24 protein-coding genes are annotated in these 25808 nt (G+C 70.1%); 17 read left to right on the plus strand and 7 right to left on the minus strand.

Translation table 11 applies throughout. The annotated features are described in order from the left end of the window. Window positions 1–30: 30 nt before the first annotated feature. The 7 genes from BXA03_RS08910 (at window position 31) to BXA03_RS08940 (ending at window position 7908) form a co-directional block, all read left to right on the plus strand. Window positions 31–936, plus strand: coding sequence for a LysR family transcriptional regulator (locus tag BXA03_RS08910; protein ID WP_076506320.1), 906 nt, complete (start codon window positions 31–33; stop codon window positions 934–936). Window positions 937–1053: 117 nt separating this feature from the next. After that, entirely contained in the window at window positions 1054–2382 is a 1329-nt protein-coding gene (locus BXA03_RS08915; protein ID WP_076506322.1) for an arylsulfatase, read from the plus strand. Between the two features lie 52 nt (window positions 2383–2434). Beyond that, window positions 2435–3418 carry a Bug family tripartite tricarboxylate transporter substrate binding protein gene (locus tag BXA03_RS08920; protein WP_076506324.1) on the plus strand — a complete coding sequence of 328 codons (984 nt, stop codon included), beginning with the start codon at window positions 2435–2437 and terminating at the stop codon, window positions 3416–3418. A gap of 29 nt (window positions 3419–3447) precedes the next feature. Continuing rightward, entirely contained in the window at window positions 3448–4263 is an 816-nt protein-coding gene (locus BXA03_RS08925) for a phosphosulfolactate synthase (RefSeq protein ID WP_076506326.1), read from the plus strand. A 70-nt stretch (window positions 4264–4333) separates the two neighbouring features. Next, window positions 4334–5293, plus strand: a complete 960-nt coding sequence (locus BXA03_RS08930) for a LysR family transcriptional regulator (RefSeq protein WP_076506756.1) — start codon at window positions 4334–4336, stop codon at window positions 5291–5293. Between the two features lie 116 nt (window positions 5294–5409). Then, window positions 5410–6858, plus strand: coding sequence for a sulfatase-like hydrolase/transferase (locus BXA03_RS08935; protein ID WP_076506328.1), 1449 nt, complete (start codon window positions 5410–5412; stop codon window positions 6856–6858). Window positions 6859–6927: 69 nt separating this feature from the next. After that, window positions 6928–7908, plus strand: coding sequence for a Bug family tripartite tricarboxylate transporter substrate binding protein (locus BXA03_RS08940; RefSeq protein WP_076506330.1), 981 nt, complete (start codon window positions 6928–6930; stop codon window positions 7906–7908). A 39-nt stretch (window positions 7909–7947) separates the two neighbouring features. On the opposite strand, the gene BXA03_RS08945 is transcribed toward BXA03_RS08940, so the two are convergent. The 3 genes from BXA03_RS08945 to BXA03_RS08955 form a co-directional block, all read right to left on the minus strand. Further along, on the minus strand, window positions 7948–9186 hold the full coding sequence (locus BXA03_RS08945) for a M16 family metallopeptidase (protein WP_076506759.1): 1239 nt from the start codon (window positions 9184–9186) through the stop codon (window positions 7948–7950). A gap of 81 nt (window positions 9187–9267) precedes the next feature. Next, window positions 9268–9543: a helix-turn-helix domain-containing protein gene (locus tag BXA03_RS08950; protein ID WP_076506332.1), complete on the minus strand. Its 276-nt coding sequence runs from the start codon at window positions 9541–9543 to the stop codon at window positions 9268–9270. A gap of 32 nt (window positions 9544–9575) precedes the next feature. Continuing rightward, window positions 9576–9797 (minus strand): DUF3606 domain-containing protein, encoded by a 222-nt coding sequence (locus tag BXA03_RS08955; protein ID WP_076506334.1) that lies wholly within the window; start codon window positions 9795–9797, stop codon window positions 9576–9578. A 244-nt stretch (window positions 9798–10041) separates the two neighbouring features. Here BXA03_RS08955 and BXA03_RS27005 point away from each other — a divergent pair, with 244 nt between their 5' ends. The 3 genes from BXA03_RS27005 to BXA03_RS08965 all read left to right on the plus strand — a co-directional run bounded on the left by BXA03_RS27005 (window position 10042) and on the right by BXA03_RS08965 (window position 13045). After that, window positions 10042–10179: a hypothetical protein gene (locus BXA03_RS27005; RefSeq protein ID WP_200803356.1), complete on the plus strand. Its 138-nt coding sequence runs from the start codon at window positions 10042–10044 to the stop codon at window positions 10177–10179. A gap of 158 nt (window positions 10180–10337) precedes the next feature. Continuing rightward, the gene (fabG, locus tag BXA03_RS08960; protein ID WP_076506337.1) at window positions 10338–11123 is read left to right on the plus strand and encodes a 3-oxoacyl-ACP reductase FabG; all 786 of its coding nucleotides are present in this window, start codon (window positions 10338–10340) and stop codon (window positions 11121–11123) included. Window positions 11124–11230: 107 nt separating this feature from the next. Next, complete coding sequence (locus tag BXA03_RS08965; protein ID WP_076506762.1) at window positions 11231–13045, plus strand: glycoside hydrolase family 15 protein; 1815 nt, start codon at window positions 11231–11233, stop codon at window positions 13043–13045. A 3-nt stretch (window positions 13046–13048) separates the two neighbouring features. On the opposite strand, the gene putA is transcribed toward BXA03_RS08965, so the two are convergent. Then, a complete protein-coding gene (gene putA / locus BXA03_RS08970; protein WP_076506339.1) occupies window positions 13049–16900 on the minus strand; it encodes a trifunctional transcriptional regulator/proline dehydrogenase/L-glutamate gamma-semialdehyde dehydrogenase in 3852 nt (1283 codons plus the stop codon). 86 nt (window positions 16901–16986) lie between these two features. Between putA and BXA03_RS08975 the strand changes: the two genes are divergently transcribed. Then, window positions 16987–17481 (plus strand): Lrp/AsnC ligand binding domain-containing protein, encoded by a 495-nt coding sequence (locus tag BXA03_RS08975; RefSeq protein ID WP_076506341.1) that lies wholly within the window; start codon window positions 16987–16989, stop codon window positions 17479–17481. Between the two features lie 9 nt (window positions 17482–17490). Here BXA03_RS08975 and BXA03_RS08980 read toward each other — a convergent pair whose 3' ends face one another. Beyond that, on the minus strand, window positions 17491–18513 hold the full coding sequence (locus BXA03_RS08980) for a formylglycine-generating enzyme family protein (RefSeq protein ID WP_143476253.1): 1023 nt from the start codon (window positions 18511–18513) through the stop codon (window positions 17491–17493). A gap of 98 nt (window positions 18514–18611) precedes the next feature. Here BXA03_RS08980 and BXA03_RS08985 point away from each other — a divergent pair, with 98 nt between their 5' ends. After that, a complete protein-coding gene (locus BXA03_RS08985; RefSeq protein ID WP_076506342.1) occupies window positions 18612–19085 on the plus strand; it encodes a copper chaperone PCu(A)C in 474 nt (157 codons plus the stop codon). An 80-nt stretch (window positions 19086–19165) separates the two neighbouring features. On the opposite strand, the gene BXA03_RS08990 is transcribed toward BXA03_RS08985, so the two are convergent. Then, entirely contained in the window at window positions 19166–19903 is a 738-nt protein-coding gene (locus BXA03_RS08990; protein ID WP_083715976.1) for an FCD domain-containing protein, read from the minus strand. Between the two features lie 58 nt (window positions 19904–19961). On the opposite strand from BXA03_RS08990, the gene BXA03_RS08995 reads away from it, so the two are divergent. From BXA03_RS08995 to BXA03_RS09015, 5 genes are all read left to right on the plus strand, one after another. Further along, a complete protein-coding gene (locus BXA03_RS08995) occupies window positions 19962–20819 on the plus strand; it encodes a fumarylacetoacetate hydrolase family protein (RefSeq protein WP_083715977.1) in 858 nt (285 codons plus the stop codon). Between the two features lies 1 nt (window position 20820). Further along, complete coding sequence (locus BXA03_RS09000) at window positions 20821–21669, plus strand: polysaccharide deacetylase family protein (RefSeq protein WP_076506344.1); 849 nt, start codon at window positions 20821–20823, stop codon at window positions 21667–21669. 74 nt (window positions 21670–21743) lie between these two features. Continuing rightward, window positions 21744–22715, plus strand: coding sequence for a tripartite tricarboxylate transporter substrate binding protein (locus tag BXA03_RS09005; RefSeq protein ID WP_076506346.1), 972 nt, complete (start codon window positions 21744–21746; stop codon window positions 22713–22715). Between the two features lie 48 nt (window positions 22716–22763). Then, window positions 22764–23744, plus strand: a complete 981-nt coding sequence (locus tag BXA03_RS09010; protein ID WP_076506348.1) for a tripartite tricarboxylate transporter substrate binding protein — start codon at window positions 22764–22766, stop codon at window positions 23742–23744. Between the two features lie 28 nt (window positions 23745–23772). Then, on the plus strand, window positions 23773–25482 hold the full coding sequence (locus tag BXA03_RS09015; RefSeq protein ID WP_076506768.1) for a CocE/NonD family hydrolase: 1710 nt from the start codon (window positions 23773–23775) through the stop codon (window positions 25480–25482). Between the two features lie 72 nt (window positions 25483–25554). Here the strand turns inward: BXA03_RS09015 and BXA03_RS09020 are convergent, their stop codons facing one another. Further along, the gene (locus BXA03_RS09020; RefSeq protein ID WP_076506350.1) at window positions 25555–25764 is read right to left on the minus strand and encodes a hypothetical protein; all 210 of its coding nucleotides are present in this window, start codon (window positions 25762–25764) and stop codon (window positions 25555–25557) included. Window positions 25765–25808 lie beyond the last annotated feature (44 nt).

Here is a 25808-nt window from a genome sequence, read left to right on the forward strand (position 1 = left end):
ATGCCGACACCCGCTCGTTAAGCTCCCCCAATGACCGTCTCCCTCTCCGACCTCAGTGCCTTCCTCGAAGTCGTGCGATGCGGCAGCGTGAGCCGTGCGGCCGATGTGCTGGGCATCACGCAGCCGTCGGTCTCCAAGGCGGTCCGGCGGATGGAGCAATTCGCGGGCGTGCCGCTGCTGGAGCGCGGCATCCATGGCGCGCGGCTGACGGCGGATGGCGAACTCTTCCATGAGTCGGCGCGGCGCTTCGATGCCCAGCGCTTCGACCTGGAGCGCATCGCAGGCGACCTGCGGGCGCGTCATGCGGGCCTGCTGCGCGTGGGCATCACCGGCGCTTCTAGCGAGAACCCGGCCGTGCCCGTGCTGTCCGACCTGGTGCGCCGGCGCCCCGGAATGAGGCTTCGGCTGGTCATCGGCAAGTCCGATGCCCTCGACTCGGCGGTCGAACAGGGCGCGCTGGATCTGGCGCTGGTGCCCGCCTACGCCGGCCAGACGCTGCGCTCCCAGCGCCTCGACCTGGCTCAGGACCGTGTGCAGGTCGTGGCGCGGCAAGGCCACCCGTTATTTCAGGTGCCGTCGCTCAGCCTGCACAGCCTGGAGCTTTACGCCTGGGTGATGGCGCCCCAGCACAGTGCTGCGCGGCGCCACCTGTTCCAGGTGTTCGAGCGCGAAGGCGCGGCGCTGCCACAGGTGGCCGTGGAGGCCGACTACACCTCCGATGCAGCCATGGGCATGGTGAGCACCACCGACCTGCTGGCCATGGCGCCGGCCGGTGTGCTGCGCAGCTGGCTGGGCCGGGTGATGCCGCTGCCGCTGCCGGCCCTGGAGATGCACCGGGTGCTGACGCTGCTGTCGCGCCCCACGGCCCACTGGTCGCCGCTGATGACGGAGTTCCGCGACCGGCTGGCCGCGCGCAGGCCGCCGGACGCGGGCTGACGGCCCCCCTGCTTTCCCCAGCTATGCCCTGGCGGGCATGAAAGCGCGCCCGCCCGGGCATCCAGCAGGCGTGCGGCTGGCATTGGAATGAGCGACCACGCTTTCACGGAACGCTCAATGGCCCAACCCAACATCGTCCTCATCGTCGCCGACAACCTCGGCTGGGGAGAACTCGGCTGCTACGGTGGCGGCGCGCTGCGCGGCGCCCCCACCCCGCGCATCGATCAGCTGGCGCGCGAAGGCACGCTGCTGCACAACTTCAATGTCGAAAGCGACTGCGTGCCGACCCGCTCGGCGCTCATGTCGGGCCGGCACCCGATCCGCACCGGCTGCCTGCAGTCGGTGCCGCCCGGCCTGCCGCAGGGGCTGACGCGCTGGGAGGTGACGCTGGCCCAGGTGCTGTCGCAGGCGGGCTATGCCGCGGCGCACTTCGGCAAATGGCATCTGGGGGACATCGAGGGCCGGTATCCCTCGGACCGCGGCTTCGACGAGTGGTACGGCATTCCGCGCACCACGGACGAAAGCCAGTTCACCTCGACGGTGGGCTTCGACCCCAGCGTGGTCGACCTGCCGTACATCATGGAAGGCCGCCGCGGCGAGCCCTCGCGCCAGGTCAAGCTCTATGACCTGGACTCGCGCCGCGGCATCGACGAAGAGCTGGTGGACCGCTCCGTGGCCTTCATGCAGCGCGAGGTGGGCCGCGGCACGCCCTTCTTTCTGTACCTGCCGCTGGTGCACCTGCACTTTCCGACGCTGCCCCACAAGGACTTCGCCGGCCGCACGGGCAACGGCGACTTCGCCGATTCGATGGTGGAGATGGACCACCGCGTGGGCCAGATCGTGGACGAAGTCGAGCGCCTGGGCATCGCGCAGGACACGCTGTTCATCTTCTGCAGCGACAACGGCCCCGAGTTCCGCGCGCCCTACCGTGGCACGGCCGGTCCGTGGCGTGGCACGTACCACACGGCCATGGAGGGCAGCCTGCGCGTGCCCTTCATCGCCCGCTGGCCGGGCCGGGTGCCGGCCGGCCGCGTGAGCAACGAGGTCGTCCATGTCACGGATCTCTTCACCACGCTGGCCGCGGTGGGCGAAGGCGAGGTGCCGGCAGACCGCCCCATCGACGGCGTGGACCAACGGGCCTTTCTCTTTGGCGAGACGGAGAAGTCGGCGCGCGAGGGCTTCATCTTCTACATCAAGCAGGAGATGCGAGCCGTCAAGTGGCGCGACTGGAAGTTGCACTTCTATTGGGAGCCCGAGGTCAACCAGGGCCAGGGCAAGCTGGAGTCGCCGTACCTCTTCAACCTGACCCGCGACCCCAAGGAAGAGACCGACGTGCTGGTGTTCAACACCTGGGTGCTCGGGCCGGTGCTCAAGATGATCAAGGCCTTCAACGACAGCTGCGAGCGCTCGCCCAACACGCGGCCGGGCGCGCCCGACCCGGCCTGACGGGCCGGCGATCCACCTTCCCCCAATCTCTCCCCTCTTGGAACCCGCCCCCATGAACCACGCACTTCCCCGCGCGCTGCGCGTCCTGCGCCCCCTGCTCTCGACCACCGTTCTGCTCGGCGCCGCCGTCATGGCGCATGCACAGGGCGGAGCGTTTCCCGAGAAGTCCATCAACTGGATCGTGGGCTGGCCGGCCGGCGGCAGCGCCGACTCGGCCACCCGGCTGATCGCCCGCCGCATCGAGCAGACGCTCGGCCAGCCGGTGGTGGTCGACAACCGGGCGGGAGCGTCGGGCGCCATCGCGCTGCAGGCGGCCGTCAAGGCGCCGGCCGACGGCTACACCCTCATCACCGTGCCCGGCCCCGTGTTGATGCGGCTGCCCGTGCCGCAGGTGGGCAAGGAACTCACCGGCGTGGCCATGCTGGGCAAGGGCCCGGCCGTGCTCGTGGGGACCATGGCCAAGCCGCTGCCGCCGACGGTCAAGGACCTGATCGGCGCCGCCAAGGCCAAGCCCAACGACTTCGCCTATGCGTCGTCGGGCAACGGCACGGCGCAGCACCTGGCCGGAGAGCTGTTCAACCAGCTCGCGGGCACCGCGATCACGCATGTGCCCTACAAGGGCGGCACCCAGGCGGTGACCGACGTGGTGGGCGGGCAGGTGCCGCTCGCCGTGCTGGGCATCACCGCGGTGCTGCCGCACGTCAAGGCCGGCAAGCTGCACGCCTATGCGGTGACGACGGCCACTCGCTCGCCCAGCCTGCCCGATGTGCCGACGATGCAGGAGGCGGGCCTGCCCGGCTTCGAGGCCACGCAGTGGTTCATGGTGGCGGTACCCAGGGGCACGCCGGCCGAGCGCATTGCCAAGCTCAACGGCGCCATCAACCAGGCACTGAAGGACCCGGAAGTCGCCAAGGGCTTCGCCACGGTGGGCATCGCGCCCGACACGGCGAGCGGCGCGGAAGCCACTCAGTTCGTCCAGAAGGACCAGCAGCGCTGGGACGAACTCGCCAAGAAGGCCAACCTGGCCCTCGACTGACCGAACGATCCATCGAAGGAGACGCATCCATGTACGAACCCGCATTCCCCGACTTCCCTATCCCAGAGCGCCAGACCAAGCCGCGCACGCTCGGCCTGACCATGATGATCGACTGGGGCATGGGGCTGGCCCGGCAGAACGACACCGTCGAATCGGCCGGCGAGTTCATCGACTTCGCCAAGATCGCGGCCGGCATCGCCCGCTTCATGCCGCGGGATCTGCTGCATGCCAAGCTCGCCAGCTACAAGGCAGCGGGCATCTCGACCTCGCCGGGCGGCCTGTTTGCCGAGCTGGCGCTGAAGATGGGCCGCTACGACCGCTTCGTCGACGAGGTGGTGCAGACCGGCTTCACCGGCATCGAGGTCTCGGACAACCTGCTCAAGCTGGAGGCGCGCGACAAGGCCGCGGCCATTGCGCTGGCCAAGTCGAAGGGGCTGACGGTGTTCGGCGAGGTCGGCCGCAAGGAAGGCTCGATGGACGATGCCTCGCTGGTGCAGGACGTGGCCAATTGCCTCGATGCGGGGGCCGACTGGGTCTTCCTGGAGGCCTCGGAGCTGTTCGCGGGCACCGAGGTGCGGCTCGCCCTCATCGCCGAGTTGGCGCGGCGCTTTCCGCCCACCAAGCTGATCTACGAGCTGCCGGTGGTGATCATTCCCGGGGTCTCGCGCGACTACAAGCACAAGATCTGCAGCCTGCTGGTCAAGGAGCTGGGCACCGAAGTGAATCTGGCCAACCTGGAGTGGGACGAGCTCTACATCACCGAGCTCGTGCGCCGCGGCTTTGCCGGCGACACCTCGCATCCGCAAGGCGCCTACCGGCTCGCGGGCTTCGATCCGGCGGAGTAGCGAGACAGCATGCGGCCTTCCCAGGGATGGCCGCATGGTGGCGTGCTTCCGGCGCCTGGATACTGCCGGCATGAAACTCACGGTGCGGCAGCTGCGCTACTTCGTCGCCATCGCGCAAGGCCGCAGCTTCTCGCGGGCCGCGGCGCAACTGGCCATCGCACAGCCGGCGTTGAGCCAGAACATCGCCGCGCTCGAGGAGCTGATGGGCGTGCGCCTGTTCGAGCGGCATGCCCGGGGCGTGGACCTGTCGGCGGCCGGCGAGCGCCTGTTGACCGAGGCCCTCGAACTCCTCGCACGGCTGGACACCCTGCCTGCGCAAGTGGCGGGCAGCGAGGCGCGCATCCAGGGCGTGGTCCGGCTCGCCATGGCGGGGTCGCTGGCGGCGGTGGTGGTGGCGCCCCTGCTGCGGCTGGTGCGGCAACGGCATCCTGGGGTGTCGCTGGAGGTGAGCGAGGGGCTGTCGTCCGAGGTGCGCATGCGGCTCGAATCCGGCCGCGTCCACCTTGCCGTGATGCCGGGTGCCTCGGAATTGCAGGGCATCGCCTCGCTGCCGCTCTATGAGGAGCGATTCATGCTCTATGGCGCGGTTGCGGCGATGCAGGCGCTACCGGCTGTGCCCTCCTTCGCCCGCGTGGCCAGCCTGCCGCTGGCCGAGCCCGACGGCGCGCATGACCTGCGCAAGATCATCGAACGCGCCGCCACCCAGCAGGGCCTGCGGCTGGATGTGCGCCACGAACTGAACAGCCCGCCCATGTTGATGGCGGTGGTCCGCGAGGGCCTGGCCTTCGCGATCATGCCTCCCAGTGCCTGCGTCGATGCGGTGGCGCTCGGCGAGGTGCAGGGCCGTCCGATCCGCGGCGGGGATCTGGCCCGCGTGCAGGCGGTGGCCTGGCCCGAGAGTCCGGCGCCGGGGCTCGCCGAGGTGGCGGTCCGCGACCTGGTCGTCGAGGTGGTGCACGGCCTCATCGCGCAAGGGCGGCTGCCAGGTCGCCGGTTGCGCGCGGCGCCGGCGACGCACACCGAGTCATAAGAAAAAACGAAGGCTGCCTGCCCATAGACGGTATTGGACGCAGCGCCCGGCGCGGTTGCACAGTGGCGTTGCCGCGCCCCGAGCATGAAGGGCGCATCGATACGGAGACAACCGCCATGAGCCGACGCAACCTCGTCGTCATCATGTCCGACGAGCACGACCCCCGCATCATGGGCTGCTCTGGACATCCTTTCGTCAAGACGCCCCACCTCGACGCCCTGGCGGCGCGCGGCCAGCGCTTCACCGACGCCTATACACCCAGCCCGATCTGCGTGCCGGCGCGCGCCGCCTTTGCCACCGGCCTGCGGGTGCACCAGCTGCGCCTGTGGGACAACGCCATGCCCTACACCGGCCGCCAGCGTGGCTGGGGCCATGTGCTGCAGGACCATGGCGTGCGGGTGGAAAGCATCGGCAAGCTTCACTACCGCAGCGAGGAAGACCCGGCCGGCTTCGACGCCGAGCACCTGCCGATGCACGTGGTGGGCGGCCATGGCATGGTGTGGGCGTCCATCCGCAATCCCTACCGGCCGCGACCCGATGGCCCCCGCATGCTGGGTGAGCGCATCGGCCCCGGTGAATCCTCGTACACGCAGTACGACCGCTCGGTGACGGCGCGCACGGTGGAGTGGTTGCGCGACGCGGGCAATCGGCCCGACGAACCCTTCGTCCTGTACGTGGGCCTGGTCGCACCTCACTTTCCACTCGTGGTGCCGCAGGCCTTCTACGACCTCTATCCGCTGGACAGCCTGGGCGAGCCCAAGCTGCATCCCGGCACGGGCTACGAGCGCCATCCGTGGGTGCAGGAGTATTGCGACTTCATGGGCTCCGAAGAGAAGTTCCAGGACGCCGACGAGCGCCGCCGCGCCTTCGCCGCCTACTACGGCCTCGTCTCCTGGCTGGACCATAACGTGGGGCAGATCCTCGGCGCGATCGGCGACAGCGGGCTGGGCGGCAACACCCAGGTCGTCTACACCTCGGACCATGGCGACAACCTGGGCGCGCGGGGCGTATGGGGCAAGAGCACGCTCTACGAGGAAAGCGTGAAGGTGCCCATGCTACTGGCCGGTCCTGGCGTGACGCCGGGTGTGTGCCGCACGCCGGTGGACCTGCTCGACCTGTTTCCCACCATCCTGGAGTCGGCTGGCATCGATCCGGCGCCCGAGATGGGCGAGCGGCCCGGCCGCTCGCTCTTGGACATCGCCCGCTCGCCTGCGCAGCCCGAGCGGCCTGTGCTGTCCGAGTACCACGCGGCGGGCAGTAACTCGGCAGGCTTCATGCTGCGCCTGGGTCGCTGGAAGTACCACCACTACGTGGGCTTCGCACCCGAACTCTTCGACCTGGAGACCGACCCCGAGGAGCTGCACGACCTCGCCGGTGACCCGGCGCATGCGGGCACCCTGGCAGACATGCGCGCCGCGCTGAGTCGCATCTGCGATCCCGATGCGGTGGACGCGCAGGCCAAGGCCGACCAGGCTGCCATGATCGAAGGCTACGGAGGCGTCGAGAGGGCGCACATGCTGGGGTCGTCGACCTCGACCCCGGTGCCCGCGGGCGCGACAACCTGAGCATGGGCATGCCGGCTGAGATGGAGCGGCCGGCATCCGCGACAGAAAAAGAGAACACGGAGACCACCGATGAAAAGACGAGATTTTCTGGCGGCCCTGGCCGTCGGCCCCGCGGCGCTGGCGCTGCCTCGGCTGGCGGGCGCGCAGGCATGGCCGAACCAGGCGATCCGCATGGTCGTGCCCTACGCGGCCGGGGGCGGCATCGACGCCGTGGCGCGCCTCGTCGCCAAGGCGATGGGTGAGGACCTGGGCCAAAGCCTGGTGGTGGACAACCGCGGCGGTGCCGGCGGCATGCTGGGTGCCGAGATCGTGGCGCGGGCGGCACCCGATGGCTACACGGTGCTGTTCGCCGGCAATCCGGAACTGACCATCACGCCCTGGTTGCAGAAGGCCAGCTACCAGCCGCTGGTGGATTTCAAGCCGGTGGAGCTGGTGTCACAGTCGCCGAGCGTGATCACCTGTCTGCCCTCGCTGGGCGCGGCCACGCTGCGCGACGCTCTCGCTGCGGCGGGCACGCGTGCGGGCGGCATCACCGTGGGCACGCCGGGCAATGGTTCGCCGATGCATGTCGCGGTGGAACTGCTGCGGGCCCAGAGTGGCCTGGACATCGTGCATGTGCCCTACAAAGGCGCCGGCCCCGCGACGGTCGCGTTGCTGGGCGGTGAGATCGCATTCGCGCTGGTGGGCGCACCGCCGGTGCTGCCGCACATCGCGGCGGGCAAGATCCAGGCGCTTGCCGTGACCCAGCCCCAGCGCTCTCCGCTTCTGGCGCAGGTGCCCACGCTCGGAGAGGCCATGGGCTTCATGAAGGATGTCGACTTCGTGGCCTGGTATGGCTTGCTGGTGCCTGCCAAGGCGCCGGTGGAGGTGGTGGAACGCCTTCAGAAGTCCGCGGCCGCGGCGCTGGCCCAGCCCGCGGTGCGCGAGCGCCTCCAGGCGCTGGGCACGGACGCGGTCGCCATGCCGTCCGCATCTTTTGCGCAACGCATGCGCAAGGAGTCGGAGCAGTACCAGGAGATCATCCGGCGCTTCGGCATCAAAGCCAGTTGATAGCCGTCGCGCCATCAAGCGACGGCGCCAGCGCCGGCGCTATCCCGCCAGCCGTGCGGCCAGCGCCTTCGCCTGCCGCGCAGTGACGCCCTTGCCCGTGATCGCCACGGCCGGCGCATGCGCCAGCATGCCCTCGAACACGGCTCGCACTTCGTGGGCGCCGATGTCCTCGATCATGGCCAGCGCGTCGTCCATCGGCATCAGGGCGCCGGTGGCCAGCAGCTCTTCCACCGCCTGCTCCATCGTGCCGTAGGTGCGCTCGGCGGTGCGCACGCGCGACACGGTCAGCTGGTTGCGCGCGCGCTCCAGGTGCACGGGGTCGATGGCCACCGCATGCGCACGCAGCAGATCGCCCGTGGCCGCGACCAGCGCTTCGAGCTTGTCGGGCGTGGTCACGGCGCTCACGATGAAGTTGGCCCAGATGTCGCCCTTGTCGATGCTGGCGTCCACCGTGTAGGCCAGGCCCAGCTTCTCGCGGATGGTGTCGGCCAAGGGCGCGGACATGCCGTTGCCGAGCAGGTTGGCGGCCAGTTGCGCCGTGAGGCGCCAGCGCGGCGCGACGAGGCCCTGGGCACTTGCTGGCGCGATGGGATAGGCGATGTTGACGAACACCTGCGAGACCTGGGTGAAGCGCCGGGCCAGGGCCTGGCCGACATAGGCGGCGGGCACGGGTGCCGTGGCCGCCGCTGCCTCGGGCGATGACGGCATCGCACCGAAGAGCTGCCCGGCCGCGGCCATCCAGGCCTCGACATCGAAGTTGCCAGCGGCCGCCACGATGGTCTTGTCAGCCACGTAGTGCGTCTGCACATGGCGCACAAGATCGCCGCGGGTGAAGCCTTCGATGTTGGCGAGTGTGCCGATCACCGGCATGCCCATCGACGCGTCGCCCCAGATGGCGCGGTCGAGCAGGTCGTCGGCACTGTCCTGCGGGTCCTCGTCGTACTCGATGGCCTCCTGTCGGATCACGTCGAGTTCGCGCTGCAGTTCGTCTACGGGAAAGATGCTGTTGAGCACGATGTCCGCCGTCATGCGCAGCAGTGGCTCGGCATGTCGGCCCAGACCGGTCATGAAGTAAGCCGTGCTGTCCTTGCCGGTGAAGGCGTTGACGTCGGCACCCAGGCGCTCGGCATCGAGGTTGATGGCCTGCACGGAACGTGTGGCCGTGCCCTTGAAGGCCATGTGCTCGAGCACATGGCTGATGCCGTTGGTGGCCGGCGTCTCGTCGCGCGAGCCGACGCGCAGAAACACGCCGACGCTGGCGCTCTGGACCTGCGGCATGCGAATGGCGACCAGCCGCACGCCATTGGGCAGACGGTGGACGCGCGCGGCGGAAGAAGAATCGGAGCGGGACGCCAAGGTTCAGTGCTCCTGGCCTACCGGTTTTGGCGCAGCAGCTTGTGCTTGCACGTCGAGGCCGTAGAGCGCCAGCAGCCCAACGATGTGCCCCACCGACACCCCCGGTTCACCCGATTCGATGCGACCGATGGTCTGCACATGCACGCCGAGGCGTGCCGCCGCTGCTGCCTGGCCGTCGCCCGCGGCGAGTCGCGCAGCCTTGGCCGCCGCGCCGAGCGCCTGGATGGTATGGAGGGCGTGGTCGCCGATGTCGGTGGAGATGCGCTTGCCTTGGGCCATCGGGGCATTGTCGCCCGGCAAGCGCGCCCGACTCAGCTGCCAGCCTTGTCGATCTGGTCGTCGTTGGTGGAGGCGCGTGTGCCCTTCAGGTGCATCTCCACGTCGGGCGCCTTGTCGCCGACGGCGGTGACGGCTTCCTTCAGCTGGGCGGCGGTGACATTGAGCTTGCGTTCCCAGCGCTGCAGCGCCTCGTCGGAATTCACGTCGATGCGCTCGATGCCGTCGTTGCGGGTGGAGTCGGTGGTGGTGTTCATGGCTGCGGTCTCATGGTTGTGAAGGTGGTTGGTGGCGTGATGCTGCGTGGCCGCCGTGCTCCGCTGTGTAGGTCGGTGTCGATGAGGGTTGCGGGCCAGGCCAGGCCGCGCCCCTTTCCTGAGCGCCGTCCGACATCCTCGTCCGCTCTCTTGCCACGACCGGCGCGGCGGGAAGCGGTCAGAGTGGCCTGCCTGTGTCAATCAAGGATCTGATGTGCCCGCTACTCCTTCGTCCCAGACTGCCATGCTCAACGTCACCACGCGGCCCTTCGCACTCAGCGCCAAGGTGGAGGTCACCCCAGGCGGCCTGCTCGCCATCGCGGCGCTTGTCACCGGCATTCTTTTGACGAGCGCCGTGATCGTGCGCGTCGCCAAGCACTGAAGGGCAGCTTCCGGTCAGCCGCGTACCCATCCGGACGTTCAGGCCCTGTCTGCCTAGTCCGACGCGCCGGCACGGCAGTCGGTGCGTCAATGAAAGGCTCGCGGGACGGTCCCGCGCCGGTGGGCGCCTCTGACGCACCACATCGCATGGGGATTTGCATGGACCTTCAGCTACAACAGAAACGGGTGCTCGTGACCGGTGGGAGTTCCGGTCTGGGCGCCGCCATCGTGCGGGCCTTTGCCGAGGCGGGCGCCCGGGTCGCCATCAACTACCGGTCCAAGCCAGAGGCCGCGGAGTCGCTGGCCGACGCCTGCGCCCATGCGCCTGCCGGCCGGCCGATCACGGTGCATGCCGACATTGCAGACGCGCAGGCCGTGGGCGCCATGTTCGAGACGCTCGACCGCGAGTGGGGCGGCGTCGACGTGCTGGTCAACAACGCCGGTATCGACGGCGACCATGCCCTCGGCTGGGACGCCGACCCCGAGGCCTGGGGGCGTGTGATCGACACCAACCTCAAGGGCGCGTTCCTGTGCGCGCACCACGCGCTGCGGCGTATGGTGCCGCAGAAGGCAGGCGTCATCCTCAACACCACCAGCGTGCACGAGACCATCGCCTGGAGCGGCTACAGCGCCTACTGTGCCAGCAAGGCCGGCCTGACCATGATGGGCCGCACGCTCGCACAGGAGGCCGCGCCGCACGGTGTGCGTGTGCTCAGCCTCGCGCCCGGCGCCATCAGGACGCCGATCAACCGCAACGTGTGGGAAGACCCCGAGGGCCATGCGGACCTGCTGCGCAAGATTCCGCTCGGCCGCATGGGCGAGCCGGAGGACATCGCCGACATGGCGGTGGTGCTGGCCTCGCATGCCGCGCGCTACATGACGGGCACCACCGTCTTCGTGGACGGTGGCATGACCGACTATCCCGACTTCGCACACGGCGGATGAACGCCGACGTCCGAACCCGGGACCCTCGCACTGCGGTGGCCGAGGGCGACGCCGCTGCGTCCTGCGCGCCGCCTCGGCGCATCGAGGACTACGCCCTCATCGGCAACATGCTCTCCGCCGCGCTCGTGGGTTGCGATGGCGCCATCGACTGGCTGTGCCTGCCGCGCTTCGACTCGCCGGCGTGCTTTGCGGCGCTGTTGGGCGACGAGCGCAACGGCCGCTGGAAGGTGGCGCCCGCGAACGGCAGCGCGCAGGTCAGCCGCCGCTACGTGGGCGACTCGGCCGTGCTGGAGACGCGCTTCCAGACGGCCACCGGCGTCGTCACGGTGACCGACTTCATGCCGCGCAACGAGGAAGACCCCGCGCACGTGGACGTGGTGCGCATCGTGGCCGGTGTGGAAGGGGAAGTGGACATGCAGCTCGGCCTGACCGTGCGCTTTGCCCACGGCTGCACGGTGCCCTGGGTCCAGCGCAAGGACTACGGCCTGAGCCTGGTGGCCGGGCCGGACGCCATCGAACTGCATGCCGACCTGCCGCTGGAAGGCCATGGCCTGAGCACCCGTGCCCGATTCACCGTGCGGGCCGGCGAGCGGGTGCCCATGACGCTGGCCTATCACCCTTCCAACCGCCGCCCGCACTTCGTGGAGGACCGCGACGAGTCGCTCGAACGCACGGTGCTCTGGTGGCGGGACTGGGTGGGCCGTGCCACCCTGCCCGCCATGCCGCCAGCGTGGCACGGCGCCGTGGTGCGCTCGCTCATCACGCTCAAGCTGCTGACCTATGCGCCCACCGGCGCCATCGTGGCGGCCCCCACCACCTCGCTGCCCGAGGCCATCGGCGGCACCCGCAACTGGGACTACCGTTATTGCTGGGTGCGCGACTCGGCGCTGACCCTCTATGCCCTGGTCAATGCTGGCTATCGCGAGGAGGCGCAGCACTGGCGCCAGTGGCTGCTGCGGGCCGTGGCCGGCTCGCCCCAGCAGCTGCAGATCATGTATGGCATCGGCGGCGAGCGCTGGCTGCCCGAGTACGAGCTGCCCTGGCTGGCTGGCTTTGAAGGAAGCCGGCCGGTGCGCGTGGGCAATGGTGCCGCCGGCCAGATGCAGATCGATGTCTACGGGGAGCTGATGGACACGCTGCATGCCGCCCGTTGTGCCGAACTGCAGCCCAATGCCGAAGGCTGGGCCATGCAGAAGGCACTGCTCGTGCACCTGGAGAAGGTCTGGCGCGAACCGGATCAGGGCATCTGGGAGACGCGCGGGCCGCCCCAGGCCTACACCCATTCGCGCCTGATGGCCTGGGTGGCCTTCGACCGGGCCGTCGCCGCCGTGGAGCACCACGGCCGGGATGGACCGGTCGAGCACTGGCGCGAGGTGCGCGACGCCATCCATGCGGACATCTGCGCGCATGGCTTCGATCCCGAGCAGGGCAGCTTCGTGCAGTACTACGGCGGCAAGGGTCTGGACGCCGGGCTGCTGCTCATGCCGCAGGTGGGCTTTCTGCCGGCCACGGACCCGCGCGTCGCCGGCACCATCGCGGCGGTCGAGCGGTCACTCATGAAGGACGGCTTGGTGCAGCGCTATTCGACCGACGCCACCGACGACGGCGTCGGCGGGCGGGAGGGCGCCTTCCTGGCGTGCAGCTTCTGGCTGGCCGACGCCTATGTGCTGGCAGGCCGGCACCACGATGCCGCCGCCCTCTTCGACCGGCTGCTGGGGCTGTGCAACGACGTCGGCCTGCTCTCGGAGGAATACGACATGCGGGCAGGCCGGCAGTTGGGCAACTTTCCGCAGGCCTTCTCGCACATCGGCCTGATCAACACGGCCCACAACCTGGCGGCCGCCCACGGGCCGGCGCGACAACGCGCCGGACGCGAGGCGCCCCGACGACCGTGCGAGGGCGAGAAGTCCCGGGGCGGCTGAGCCTCAGCTCATGGTCATCAGGCTGGCATTGCCGCCGGCCGCGGCGGTGTTGACGCTCAGCGAGCGCTCGCCGAGCAATGCGGCGAGTGCCGTGTCGACATTGGCTGCCGGCCAGGCATGCAGAGCGACGAGGGGGCCGGGCCGCTCGGCCATACGGCGTGCAAGCATGATGCGGTCTGTCGCGTCGCCCTGGTGCAGGACCAGCGCGAACGACGCCGTGTCATCTGCCAGCGGATCTGCGGCCAAGGTCACGCGGGCTTGCACGCTCCTGGGCAGACGGGCATGCAGTGACTGCGTCGCGGCGTTGGCAGGCCACACGGCGCGGCTTCCGGCGGCCAGCACGGCGGCCAGCTGCTCGAGTCGCGCGCGATCGTCGTCGGCCACGCACAGCGCGGCGCTTCTCGGCTGCAGCACGTAGCGATTGCGCTCGCCTGTCGGCCCGTCGAGCAGCCATGCAGCGTGGACGGGCATGGCCTCGCGCAGCTGCGTGCAATGGTCGGCCAACGGTGCGTCACCTGCGCTGCGGGCCCAGTCCTGCAGGGCCTGCAGCGCTGCCGGGTCCGCCGCGACCACCGCCTCGGGCTCCGCCTCCGGCAGGGCGCAACCCACGGCGTTGGCCAGGGAGCCGTCAGGCCGTTGCGCCAGCAGCCGGTACAGGTAAAGCGGCCCGCCGGCCTTGGGGCCGGTGCCCGACAGGCCCTCGCCGCCGAAGGGCTGCACGCCGACGACGGCACCCACCATGTTGCGGTTGACGTAGACATTGCCCACCTGGGCAGCCTGCACCACCCGCTCGATGGTTTCGTCGATGCGGGTGTGCAGCCCCAGCGTCAAGCCATAGCCCGTCGCGGCGATCTGTGCCAGCAGCGCGTCGCATTCGGGCCGCCGCCAGCGCAGCACGTGCAGCACCGGGCCGAAGACCTCGCGCTCCAGTTCGGCCAGGCTGTCGATCTCGATCAGCGTGGGCGCAACGAAGGTGCCGCCTTCCGTGGCGCCGGGGCGTGCGCGGCCCGCGCGGTGCACGCGGCGTCCACGGGCCTGCATGGCCTGCACATGGGCCTCGATGCCGGCCAGGGCTTCGGCGTCGATGACCGGGCCGACGTCGGTGTGCAGCAAGGCGGGGTCGCCCAGGTTCAGCTCGGCCATGGCGCCGCGCAGCATGTGCAGCAGCGCGTCGGCCGACTCCTCCTGCACGCAAAGCACGCGCAGGGCCGAGCAGCGCTGACCCGCGCTGTCGAAGGCCGAGGCCAGCACATCGGCCACCACCTGCTCGGTCAGGGCGGACGAGTCCACGATCATGGCGTTCTGTCCGCCCGTCTCGGCGATCAGCGGCACCGGTTCGCCATGGGCGCCGAGCCGCTGGGCAAGGCTGCGCTGCAACAGCCGCGCCACCTCGGTGGAGCCGGTGAACATCACGCCCTGCACACGCGGGTCGGCCACCAGCGCGGCGCCGACCGTTTCGCCGTCGCCGGGCAGCAGCTGCAGCGCCGCGCGCGGGATGCCGCCTTCGTGCAGCAGTCGCACGGCCTCGGCGGCGATCAGCGGTGTCTGCTCGGCGGGCTTGGCGAGCACCGGGTTGCCCGCGGCGAGGGCTGCGGCGATCTGGCCGGTGAAGATGGCCAGCGGGAAGTTCCAGGGGCTGATGCAGACCACGGGGCCCAGCGGCGCATGGTCGTCGCCCTGCAGTGCGCGGCGGGCCTGGCCGGCATAGAAGCGCAGAAAGTCGATGGCCTCGCGCACCTCCGCGATGCCGTTGGCGAAGGTCTTGCCGGCCTCGCGGGAGAGCAGCGCGACCAGCTGCGGCATGCGGGCCTGCATGCCGTCAGCCGCGCGCTCGAGCGCGGTGGCGCGCTCGGCGGCGGTTGTGGCGGCCCACGCGCTGGCGAAGGTGTCGGCGGCGGCCAGTGCAGCCGCCACGTCGTCGGTCGCGGCGGCGCGCACGGTGCCGACGATGTCGTCGTGCCGGGCGGGGTTGCGCACGGGCTCTCCCTCGACCGTCTCCTTCAAAGTCGCTGTGGCGCTGCGGGCCGGGGTCGGGCGTTCGGCGGATGCCGCCGACGCATCCTGATCGGTCGCCCGCATCGGCGCTGCCGACCAGTGAACGGCGAGGCTCTCTGCCACCGCCGCCTCCAGCACGGTCAGCTGCGCGTCGTCCGCCAGGTCCATGCCCTGCGAATTGGCGCGGGCGTCGCCGTACAGCCTAAGCGGATGCGCGATGGCCGGATGCGGGGCCCCGGCCCTCCCCTCTTCGGCCGCCTGCCGGTCCACCGTGGCGACGGGGTCTTCCACCAGCGACTCGATGGGCAGCGTCTTGTCGGCGATGCGATGCACGAAGGAGGTGTTGGCGCCGTTCTCCAGCAGGCGGCGCACCAGGTAGGCCAGCAGCGTCTCGTGCGTGCCCACGGGCGCGTAGATGCGGCAGGGCCGGCCCAGGCGACCATCTTCGGCGCGGCCCACCACCTGCTCGTACAGCGGCTCGCCCATGCCGTGCAGGCACTGGAACTCGTACTGTCCCGGCTGCCAGCGGGCCGGATCGGCCAGGGTGTGGATGGCCGCCAGCGTGTGCGCGTTGTGGGTGGCGAACTGCGGGTACACCTGCGCCGGCGCGGCCAGCAGCCGGCGGGCGCAGGCCAGGTAGGCCACATCAGTGTGAACCTTGCGGGTGTAGACCGGAAAGCCGTCCTGCCCGTCCACCTGGGCGCGCTTGATCTCGCTGTCCCAGTAGGCGCCCTTGACCAGCCGCACCATCAGTCGGCGACTGCTGCGTGCGGCCAGATCGATGAGGAAGTCGATGACGAAGGGGCAGCGCTTCTGGTAGGCCTGCACGACGAAGCCCAGGCCGTTCCAGCCGGCCAAGGCAGGCTCGAAGCACAGGCGCTCCAGCAGGTCGAGCGAGAGTTCCAGCCGGTCGGCCTCTTCCGCGTCGATGTTGAGGCCGATGTCGTGCTGCCGGGCCAGGGTGGCCAGGTCGCGCAGCACGGCATACAGCTCGTCCATCACCCGCGCCTTCTGGGCGCGGCTGTAGCGCGGATGCAGGGCCGAGAGCTTGATCGAGATGCCCGGTCCGTCGATCGGCCCGCGGCCGGCAGAGGCGCGGCCGATGGCATGGATGGCCTCTTCGTAGGCGCGGCGGTAGCGGGCGGCGTCCTCGGCCGTCATGGCGGCCTCGCCCAGCATGTCGTAGGAATGCCGAAAGCCCTGCGCCTCCAGCGGGCGCGCCTTGGTGAGCGCTTCGGCAATGGTCTGGCCGGTGACGAACTGCTCGCCCATCATGCGCATGGCCAGGTCCACGCCTTTGCGGATCAGCGGCTCGCCGCCCTTGGCGACCAGCCGGCCGAGCTGGGCCGACAGGCGCGTCTCGCTGTGGGTGGCCACGAGCCGGCCGGTGAGCAGCAGGCCCCAGGTGGCGGCATTGACGAAGAGCGAGGGGCTGCGGCCCAGGTGCGCCTGCCATTCGCCCTGGGCGATCTTGTCGCGGATGAGGGCGTCGCGCGTGCCCGCGTCGGGAATGCGCAGCAGCGCCTCGGCCAGGCACATCAGGGCCACGCCTTCCTGCGACGACAGCGCGTATTCCTGCAGCAGGCCCTGCACCAGGCCGCTGCGGCCGGCGCCAGCGCCGCGCTCGCGCAGGTGCGTAGCCAGGCGGCAGGCCAGGTCGTGGGCGGCGCGGGCCTGCTCGGGCGACAGACGGGCCTCGCGCATCAGGGCCTGGACGGCCGCAGCCTCGTCCTCACGACAGGCCGCAGCGATGGCAGGACGCAGCAGCGATGCCGCGGTGGCCGCATCGGTGGCGCTGCTGCAGGCGCGGTGGGATGCAGGGTCGGGGGCAGTCGGGCGAGGGGTGGCAAGGGCAGTCATGGCGGTACCGCAGAGGGACGCTGGAGTAGCGGATGTCTGAATAATCCCGCAGACTTCGCCAAATATTCGTTCGAATCTTCTCCAACATGCCGAACAAACCACTGCCAGACGCGCCCGAGCTGGATCGTCTCGACCTTCGCATCCTGGCCACGCTGCAGGCCGACGGCCGCATCACCAACGTCAAGCTGGCCGAGACCATCGGCCTCTCGCCCACGGCGGCGCTGGCGCGGGTGCAGCGGCTCATCGACGAGGGCTACATCCTGGGCTACGAGGCGCGGCTGAATCCGCTCAAGCTGGGCGCGGGCATGCTGGTCTTCGTGGAGGTGCTGCTGGACCGCACCACGCCCAACGTGTTCGACGCCTTCAAGGCTGCGGTGCAGGTGCACCCGGAGATCATGGAATGCCACATGGTGGCGGGTGGCTTCGACTACCTGCTCAAGACCCGCAGCGCCGACATGGCCGACTACCGCCGCTTTGCGGGCGCGGTGCTGTGGCAACTGCCCGGCGTGCGCGAGACGCGCACCTATGCGGTGATGGAAGAGGTCAAGGACTCGGCCCGGCTGCATCTGCCGGGCACGTGATCCCGCCACTCAGGGCGCGTCATCGCGCACCAGCCGGATGCCCACCAGTGTGTAGCGGGTATCCGGCGCATTCCAGTTGCGGTAGGCCGAGCGGGCATAGAAAGGCCAGGTGTGCCACGAGCCACCGCGCCGCACGCGCACCGTGCCGTCGGCGGGACCTTGCGGGTCGTCGACGGGCGAATGGGCGTAGTAGTCGTCGGCATGCCAGTCGGCCACCCATTCCCAGGCGTTGCCGTGCATGTCGTACAGGCCCCAGGCATTGGGTGCGCCGCTGCCCACCGGCGCGGTGAAAGTGAAGCCGTCGTCGGCCGGCAGTGCCATCGCCTTCCACTGCGGCCAGTAGGCGGCGGTGCGCTGGTCGAAGACGTTGGCGCTGCCGCGCAGCGAGGCCGGGTCGTCGCCGGTGCTGTAGCGGGTGCGGGTGCCGGCCCGGCAGGCGTATTCCCATTCGGCCTCGGTCGGCAGGCGGTAGCGGCGGCCCTCGGTGCGACTGAGCCATGCGGCCAGCGCCTGGGCATCGTTCCAGGTGACGTTGACCACCGGATGGTCGTCGCCCTGCGCAAAGCCGGGGTTGTTCCAGGCATAGCGCCGGTCACGGCCTTCGAAGGCATCGCCGCGCGCGGTCTGGGCGGGGTCGTAGTCGACGCGCCAGCCATAGCCGCCGGTGCCGTCGGCGATGGATTCGGGCACGTAGCCCGAGCGTTCGAGGAAGCGGCGGAACTGGCCGACCGTCACCTCGTGCTGGCCCATCCAGAAGGCGCGCGTGATGCGCACCTTGTGCACCGGGGCCTCGTCGCCCAGCAGGGCGAAGCGCTCGGGCGGCAGCTGCGGAAAGTCGCGGGCCAGGGTGGCGGCGGGCTCCTCGCTGCCCATCAGGAATTCGCCCGCAGGGATGCGCACGAAGCGCATGCCCAGGCTGTTCGTCTGCACGGCGGGCGTCCCGGCCGACGGCGGTGGCGCGGCGGCGGGAACCGCGCATCCGGCGATGGCCAGCGCGGCAGACACGATCCAGAGGCGGCGGCGGAAGTCCATCGGGCCATGCTAGCCAGGGCCCGGGCTGGCGCCAACTGGGCGAACGGCCGAGCCCTGCCGCTATCCTTTGGACGTCTTCTTCCTGCCGGAGCCCTGCCATGCCTTCCCTCATCCGCCCGTTGGCCCTTGCCGCCGCCGTCCTGGCCGTGGCCTCTGCCCATGCCCAGGTCACCGTCAAGGACGCCTGGGTGCGCGCCACCGTGCCGCAGCAGAAGGCCACGGGCGCCTTCATGCAACTGCAGTCGGCGCAGGATGCGCGGCTGGTGTCGGTGAGCACGCCGCTCACGGCCAGCGCCGAGGTGCACGAGATGGCGCTGCAGGACAACGTGATGCGGATGCGGCCGATGCCGGCGCTGGACTTGCCCGCCGGCAAGCCGGTGGAACTCAAGCCCGGCGGCTACCACGTGATGCTGATGGACCTGAAGCAGCAGGTGAAGGAAGGCGACACCGTGCCGCTGACCCTGGTCTTCGAGGGCAAGGACGGCAAGCGCCAGACGGTCCAGGTGCAGGCCCCGGTGCGGCCGCTGCGGCCCGAGGCCATGCCGATGCAGCACGGCGAGCACAAGCACTGAAGGCGTCGGCGCACGGCCCGGTCGTGAGGCGGCCGTGGGCCCTGCGCCCGAGTGCAGCCGCGGGGGCGCCGCCCGCCTGATCAGTGCTCGTCCGCGGGGCTGCCCGCGCTGTCGCGCTCGTGCTCGAAGATGCTGGCCGTGCGCCGGTAGTGCTCGGCCAGTAGCGCACGCGCCTGTTCCAGCTCCCCCCGCATGACCGCGTCGAAGATGGCCTGGTGCTCGTCCTGCTCGTTGCGCCGCTTGTAGGCCACCCGGGCGGCGAGCTGGCGGAAGCGGTAGGCCTGGTCGTAGAGCTGTTCGCAGAAACCCAGCAGCAGCGCCGAGCCGCAGCCGGCCAGCAGCGCGCGGTGGAAGGCCCGGTGCTGGCGCTCCCATTCCGGGTTCTCGGCATAGGCGTCGGCCGAGATCGAGCGCGGCGTGCGCGACAGCCGATGGAAGGCCAGCACCAGCGGCTCTTCCCATTCCGGGCCGCGGCGGTCGAAGGCCTGGCCGATCGCCAGCGATTCCACCGCCACGCGCGTGTTCACCAGGTCCTCCAACTGCGCCTGCGTGGCGCCCGCCACGGCGAAGCCGCGCTGGTCGTTGTGCACCACCCATTCCTCGCTGGCCAGGCGGTTGAGCGCCTCGCGCAGCGGGCTGGCGCCGACCTGGTAGCGCTCCCGCAATTCGTGCATCAGCAGCTTGCGCCCGGGCTGCCAGTGGCCGGCCAGGACGTCGGCACGCAGGCGCTCATAGGTCTGCCGCGCCAGCGTGGGGGACGACGCCTCGGCGACGGCCGCGGACCCTGGGGCAATCCCTGGTTCTGTTTTTATCGACAAAACATCCTCTCGATAACTAATATCGCCAAACACCAGTAAATAAGGGTTTGTCGAAATTATGTCCAGATATGCGCGCGTGACGCTACCGGGGCGCCCCACCCAGTGGGCCGTGGAGCGCGGAGGCGAGTTGTGGGGCCTGGGCGACCAGGTGCCGGCCGGGGTGAACGACAGCGCCTGGCTCGATCTGCTGGCCCAGGGGCCGAGCGCCGCCCAGCTGCAGCGGGCCACCCCGCTGGCGCCGACTTCCGTGCGCTGGGAGCTGCCCGTCGCCCGCCCCGGCAAGGTGATCTGCCTGGGCCTCAACTACGCCGCCCACGCGGCCGAGGGCGGCAATGCGGCGCCCGAATACCCAAGCTTCTTCATGCGCGGCGCCAGCTCGCTGATCGCCCACGACGCGCCGCTGGTGCGGCCCCGGGTGTCCGACAAGCTGGACTTCGAGGCCGAGCTCGCGGTGGTGATCGGCCGCCGCGCCCGGCACCTCTCCGAGGCCGATGCCCTGTCGGCCGTGGCGGGCTATGCCTGCTTCAACGACGGCACGCTGCGCGACTACCAGCGCCGCACCGCCCAGTGGACCATCGGCAAGAACTTCGACGGCACCGGCGCCTTCGGCCCCTGGCTGGTGCCGGCGGCCGACCTGCCGCCCGGCGCGGCGGGCCTGAAGATCACGTCGCGCCTGAACGGCCGCGTGATGCAGAGCGACGACACGGGCCACATGATCGTCACGGTGGCCCGCGCGCTGGTGCTGCTGAGCGAGGTGCTCACGCTGGAGCCGGGCGACGTCGTCGCCATGGGCACGCCTTCGGGCGTCGGCTATGCGCGCACGCCGCCCGTGTGGATGCAGCCGGGCGACCGCATCGAGATCGAGATCGAGGGCGTGGGCCTGCTGGCCAACCCCGTGGTGCAGGAGGCAGGCTGAGATGGACCCCGTCATCACCCGCCTGCCCGACGACTTCCGCTGGCCGGGCGGCCACCGGCTCGCGGTCATCTTCAACATCGCCTACGAGGCCTGGTCGGACGGCCAGGCGCCGGGCATCGGGCCCATGGGCAATGTGCTCAAGCCGGGTTTCTTCGACACCAATGCGCACTCCTGGGCCAGCTTCGGGCTGGTGCGCGGCATCCACCGCCTGCTGGGCATCGCGCAGAAGCACGGCGTGCGAACCAGCGTGATGGTGAACGGCGTCATCTGCGAGCGCGATCCGGCCACGGTACGCAAGCTGGCAGAGCTGGGCCACGAGGTCATCAACCACTCGTGGGGCATGGACGTGATCCCGGTCTACTTCGACGAGGCCGGCGAGCGTGCCAACCTGGCGCGCAACCACGACCTGCTGACGGCCACGGCCGGCGTGGCGCCCATCGGCTGGATCAGCCCGCGCGGCACCGGCAGCCCCATCAGCTCGCGCCTGCTGGCCGAGGCGGGCTACCTGCACCACGGCGACGTCAACGACGACGACCGGCCCTACGTGATGGACTTCGGCGGCCAGCGCATCGTGGGCATCCCGCTCACCATGGACGTGAACGACCTGCCCACCTGCATCCGCTACGGCCAGGGGCCGCGCCACATGCTGGAGACCTTCGAGGACACCTTCGCCGCCATGCGCGCCGAGCCCGTGCCGCTGATGCTGGACGTGACGGCCCACACGCACGTGATGGGCCGGCCCTCCGGCGCCTGGGTCTACGACGAGATCATGGCCCGCGTGAAGCAGGCCGGCGACGTGTGGATCTGCACCCGCGAGGAAATGGCGCGCCACGTGCTCGCCTCCATCTGAGCCGCCGGGCTGCAGTGCAGCCCTTCGGTCCGAGCCGCCGCAGAAGCGGCCGGGCCTTCTTAGGAGACAAAGACATGGCATCCAAGCTCTGGCGGCGCCTGCTGCCCGCCCTCGCCCTCGCGGCCCTGCCCCTGGCGGCGCTGGCGCAGGACAAATGGCCCACGCGGCCCGTGCGCTTCGTGGTCGCCTTCGCGCCGGCCGGCCCGGCGGACATCATTGCCCGGCTGCTCGCGCACCGGCTGGCCCAGCCGCTGGGCCAGAGCGTGGTGGTGGAGAACAAGCCCGGTGCCGGCGGCAGCGTGGCCTCGGCCCTGGTCGCTCGCGCGGAGCCCGATGGCTACACGCTGCTGATCAACACCAGCTCCTATGCCGTCAACCCGTCGATGCAGCGGCAGCTGGGCTTCGACGCCAAGGCCGACCTCACGCTCGCGGCCCTGGTGGCGGCCAGCCCCAACCTGATCGTCACGGCGCCCAACCTCAAGGCCCGCACGCTGCAGGAGGTGGTGGCCGATGCCAAGGGCGGCAGCTACAACTACGGCACGGCCGGTGCCGGCACCACGCCGCACCTGACGGCCGAGTACCTGTTCAAGGTGCTGGCCAAGGTGCCGGTCACGCATGTGCCCTACCAGGGCGCGGCCCCGGCACTCAATGCCGCGATGAGCGGCCAGACTCAGCTGGCCAGCGTGGCGCTGCCGGCGGCAGTGGAGCTGGTCAAGTCTGGCCGCGTGCACGGGCTGGTGGTGACAGGCGCGCAGCGCTCGCCCGCGCTGCCGGACGTGCCGACGGTGGCGGAGTCGGGCTTTCCCGGCTTCGAGGACGTGACCTGGGTCGGCGTCTTCGCGCCTGCCAAGACGCCACCGGCCGTGCTGCAGCGGATCAACGACGAAGTGGCGCGCCTGCAGAAGGACCCGGAGTTCCTGGCCCGCCTGGCCGCCACCGGCTTCGAGCCCATGGGCGGCAATCTGCAGGCCGTGCGCGGCTACCTGGATCGCGAGCTGGACAAATGGGCGCGCGTGGTGCGCGAAACCGGCGCACAGCCGAACTGACGCTTCGACGCAGGCTTCCGGGCTTCACAAGAGAGAGGAGACATCGCCATGATCCATCGCCGGCACTGCCTGGCCACGCTGGGCGCGCTCGCTGCGGCCCCGTTCGCCTCCGCCTTCGCGCAGGGCGCCTATCCCAACCGGGCGATCAAGCTGCTGGTGCCTTTTTCGGCCGGCGGCAGCCCGGACCTGCTGGCCCGCGTCATCGGCACCCAGCTCGGCCAGCAGCTGGGCCAGGGTGTCATCGTCGACAACCGCCTGGGCGCCAACGGCATCGTGGCGGCCGAAGCGGTGGCGCGTTCCGCGCCTGACGGCTACACGCTGCTGGTGACCACCGGCTCGCAGGCCATCAACCCGAGCATCTACAAGAGCCTGCCCTACGACACACTGGCCGACTTCGCGCCGGTCACGCTGTTCACCATCGCGCCGGCGCTGACGCTGGTGGTGGCGCCCGACTCGCCATACAAGAACTTCGCGCAGTTCCTGGAGGCCGCACGCCAGCCCGGCGCACAGATCACCTACGGCTCGCCCGGCAACGGCAACACGCTGCACCTGGTCGGCGAGCTGCTCAACGAGACGGGCGGCACACGCATGCTGCACGTGCCCTACAAAGGCGCGGCCCCGGCGCTCAATGCCGTGATGAGCAAGGAGGTGACGGCCTGCTTCCTCAGCACCGCTGCGGCCACGATGGCGGTGAAGGCCGGACAGGTGCGGCCGCTGGCCGTCACCAGTGCCAAGCGCATCGCGGCCTTTCCGGATGTGCCGGCCATGGCCGAGAGCGGCCTCACGGGCATGGACTACAACGGTGGCTGGGTCGGCCTGTTCGCGCCCGGCAAGACGCCCGAGGCCGTGGTGCAGAAGCTGGCGGCCGAGGTGCAGCGGGCCATGCAGGTGCCGCAGGTCAAGGACAAGATGGTCGGCTGGGACAGCCCGCCCGCCACGCTGAGCACCCAGGAGTTCGCCGTCTTCTTCCGCCAGGAGATGGACAAGTTCGCCCGCATCGTCAAACAGGCCAACGTGCCGCTGCAATGAGAAGAGGAGCCCGAGGAGGATGAACGCGATGCCCAATCTGGAGACCCGCACCACCGTCGAGAACGGTCTGGTGTTCATGCGCGACGTGGCTGTGACCATGTCCGACGGCGTGACGCTGCGTGCCAATGTGTTCCGCCCCGAGGCGCCCGGCCGCTACCCCGTGGTGATGGCCATGGGCGCGTATGGCAAGGACGTGCATTTCGAGGACGCCTTCAACCCGCAGTGGCAGGTGCTCAAGCGCATCTACCCAGGCCTGGACACTGAGGGCAGCACGGGCCGCTATCTGCGCTGGGAGGTGGTGGATCCGGAGCGCTGGGTGCCCGAGGGCTTCGTCGTGATCCAGGTCGATTCGCGCGGCACCGGCCGCTCCGAGGGCTACCTCGATCCCTTCGGCCCGGTGGAGACGCGCGACTTCCACGAATGGATCGAATGGGCTGGCACGCAGCCGTGGAGCAACGGCAAGGTGGGGCTCATCGGCGTGTCGTACCTGGCCATCAAGCAGTGGCAGGTGGCGGCGCTGCGGCCCCCGCACCTCGCGGCCATCGTGCCGTGGGAAGGCTCCAGCGAGTTCTACCGCGACGGCGGCCACCACGGCGGCATCCTGAGCAACAGCTTCACCTTCGAGTGGTGGCCGCGCCAGGTGCTGGCCAACCAGTACGGCAGCGGCAAGAGCACCCACCGCGACCGCCTCACGGGCGAGCGCACCACCGGCCCGGCGCTCTCGGACGAACTGCTGCAAGGCAACCGCGCCGACCATCCCAACGACCGGCTGTCGCATCCGCTGGACGATGCCTGGAACCGGGCGCGTGCCGCCAACCTGCCGGCCATCGAGGTGCCGCTGCTGTCGGCCGCCAACTGGGGCGGCCCGGGCATGCACCTGCGCGGCAACTTCGAAGGCTGGCTGCGTGCCGGCTCGCGGCAGAAGTGGCTCTTCGCGCACATCGGCACGCACTACGAGAGCTTCTATCTGCCGCACTACGTGGCCATCCAGCAGCGCTTCTTCAAGCACTTTCTCGCGGGCGAGGACAACGGCTGGGACCGCGAGCCGCCGGTGCAGCTCGCCATCCGTCATGCCGATGGCACGGCCGAGATGCGCGCGGAGCAGGAATGGCCGCTCGCGCGCACCGCCTGGACGGCCTTCCACCTGGACGCCGCCGACGCCTCGCTGGGCGACGCGCCGCCGCGCGGCGCCAGCCGGGCCAGTTTCGAGGCCATGGGCGAGGGCCTGAGCTTTTCGACGGCACCCTTCGCGCAGGACACCGAGTTCACCGGCCCGGCCGTGCTGCGGCTGTGGGTCTCGTCCAGCACCACCGATGCCGACCTGTTCGTCGTGCTGCGCGTCTTCGATCCGGAGGGCCAGGAGGTGAGCTACGTGGGCGCGCATGAACGCGTGCCCATGGCGATGGGCTGGCTGCGCGCCTCGCACCGCAAGCTGGACCCGGCGCGCAGCCTGCCCTGGCGGCCGTGGCACAGCCACGACGAGGTGCAGAAGCTCGTGCCGGACGAGGTCTATCCGGTGGAGGTGGAGATCTGGCCGACCTGCCTGGTCTTTCCCAAGGGCTGGCGCCTGGTGCTCACCGTACAGGGCCATGACTTCATCGTCACGGCACCGGGCCGCATGCGGCACGACCACCCCCAGGACCGCCCTACCGAGGAGTTTGCAGGCACGACCACGGTGCACACCGGCGGTGACCATCCGAGCCAGTTGGTGATGCCGCTCATTCCGGCGCGGGCGTAGCCGGCACCGGCTGCCTCGCCGTAGTGACAGCCGCCCGGCACCGGCAGGCGACTGCGCGGTGGCGGTGGGCGATCAGCGTTCTGGACCGCCGTCGACGCACTCGGGCGCCTGCGGCGGCGTGTGCACTTGAGCCTGTTCATCCGGCGTCAGCAGGCCCCACAACATCTGCAGCTTCAGGGTCAGTTGCACGGCCATCGAGCCGCACCTATCAGATTCTTCCCAGTGCGCGTCACATTCCTTCTGGAACTGGGCATAGGTGCGTTCGTATTCTTCGACAGACATCGCAAGGCTCGTTGGTTTTCATTGGTACGAGATCGTACCGATAA

It is taken from the genome of Pseudacidovorax sp. RU35E (assembly GCF_900156165.1).
Taxonomy (GTDB): domain Bacteria; phylum Pseudomonadota; class Gammaproteobacteria; order Burkholderiales; family Burkholderiaceae_C; genus Xenophilus.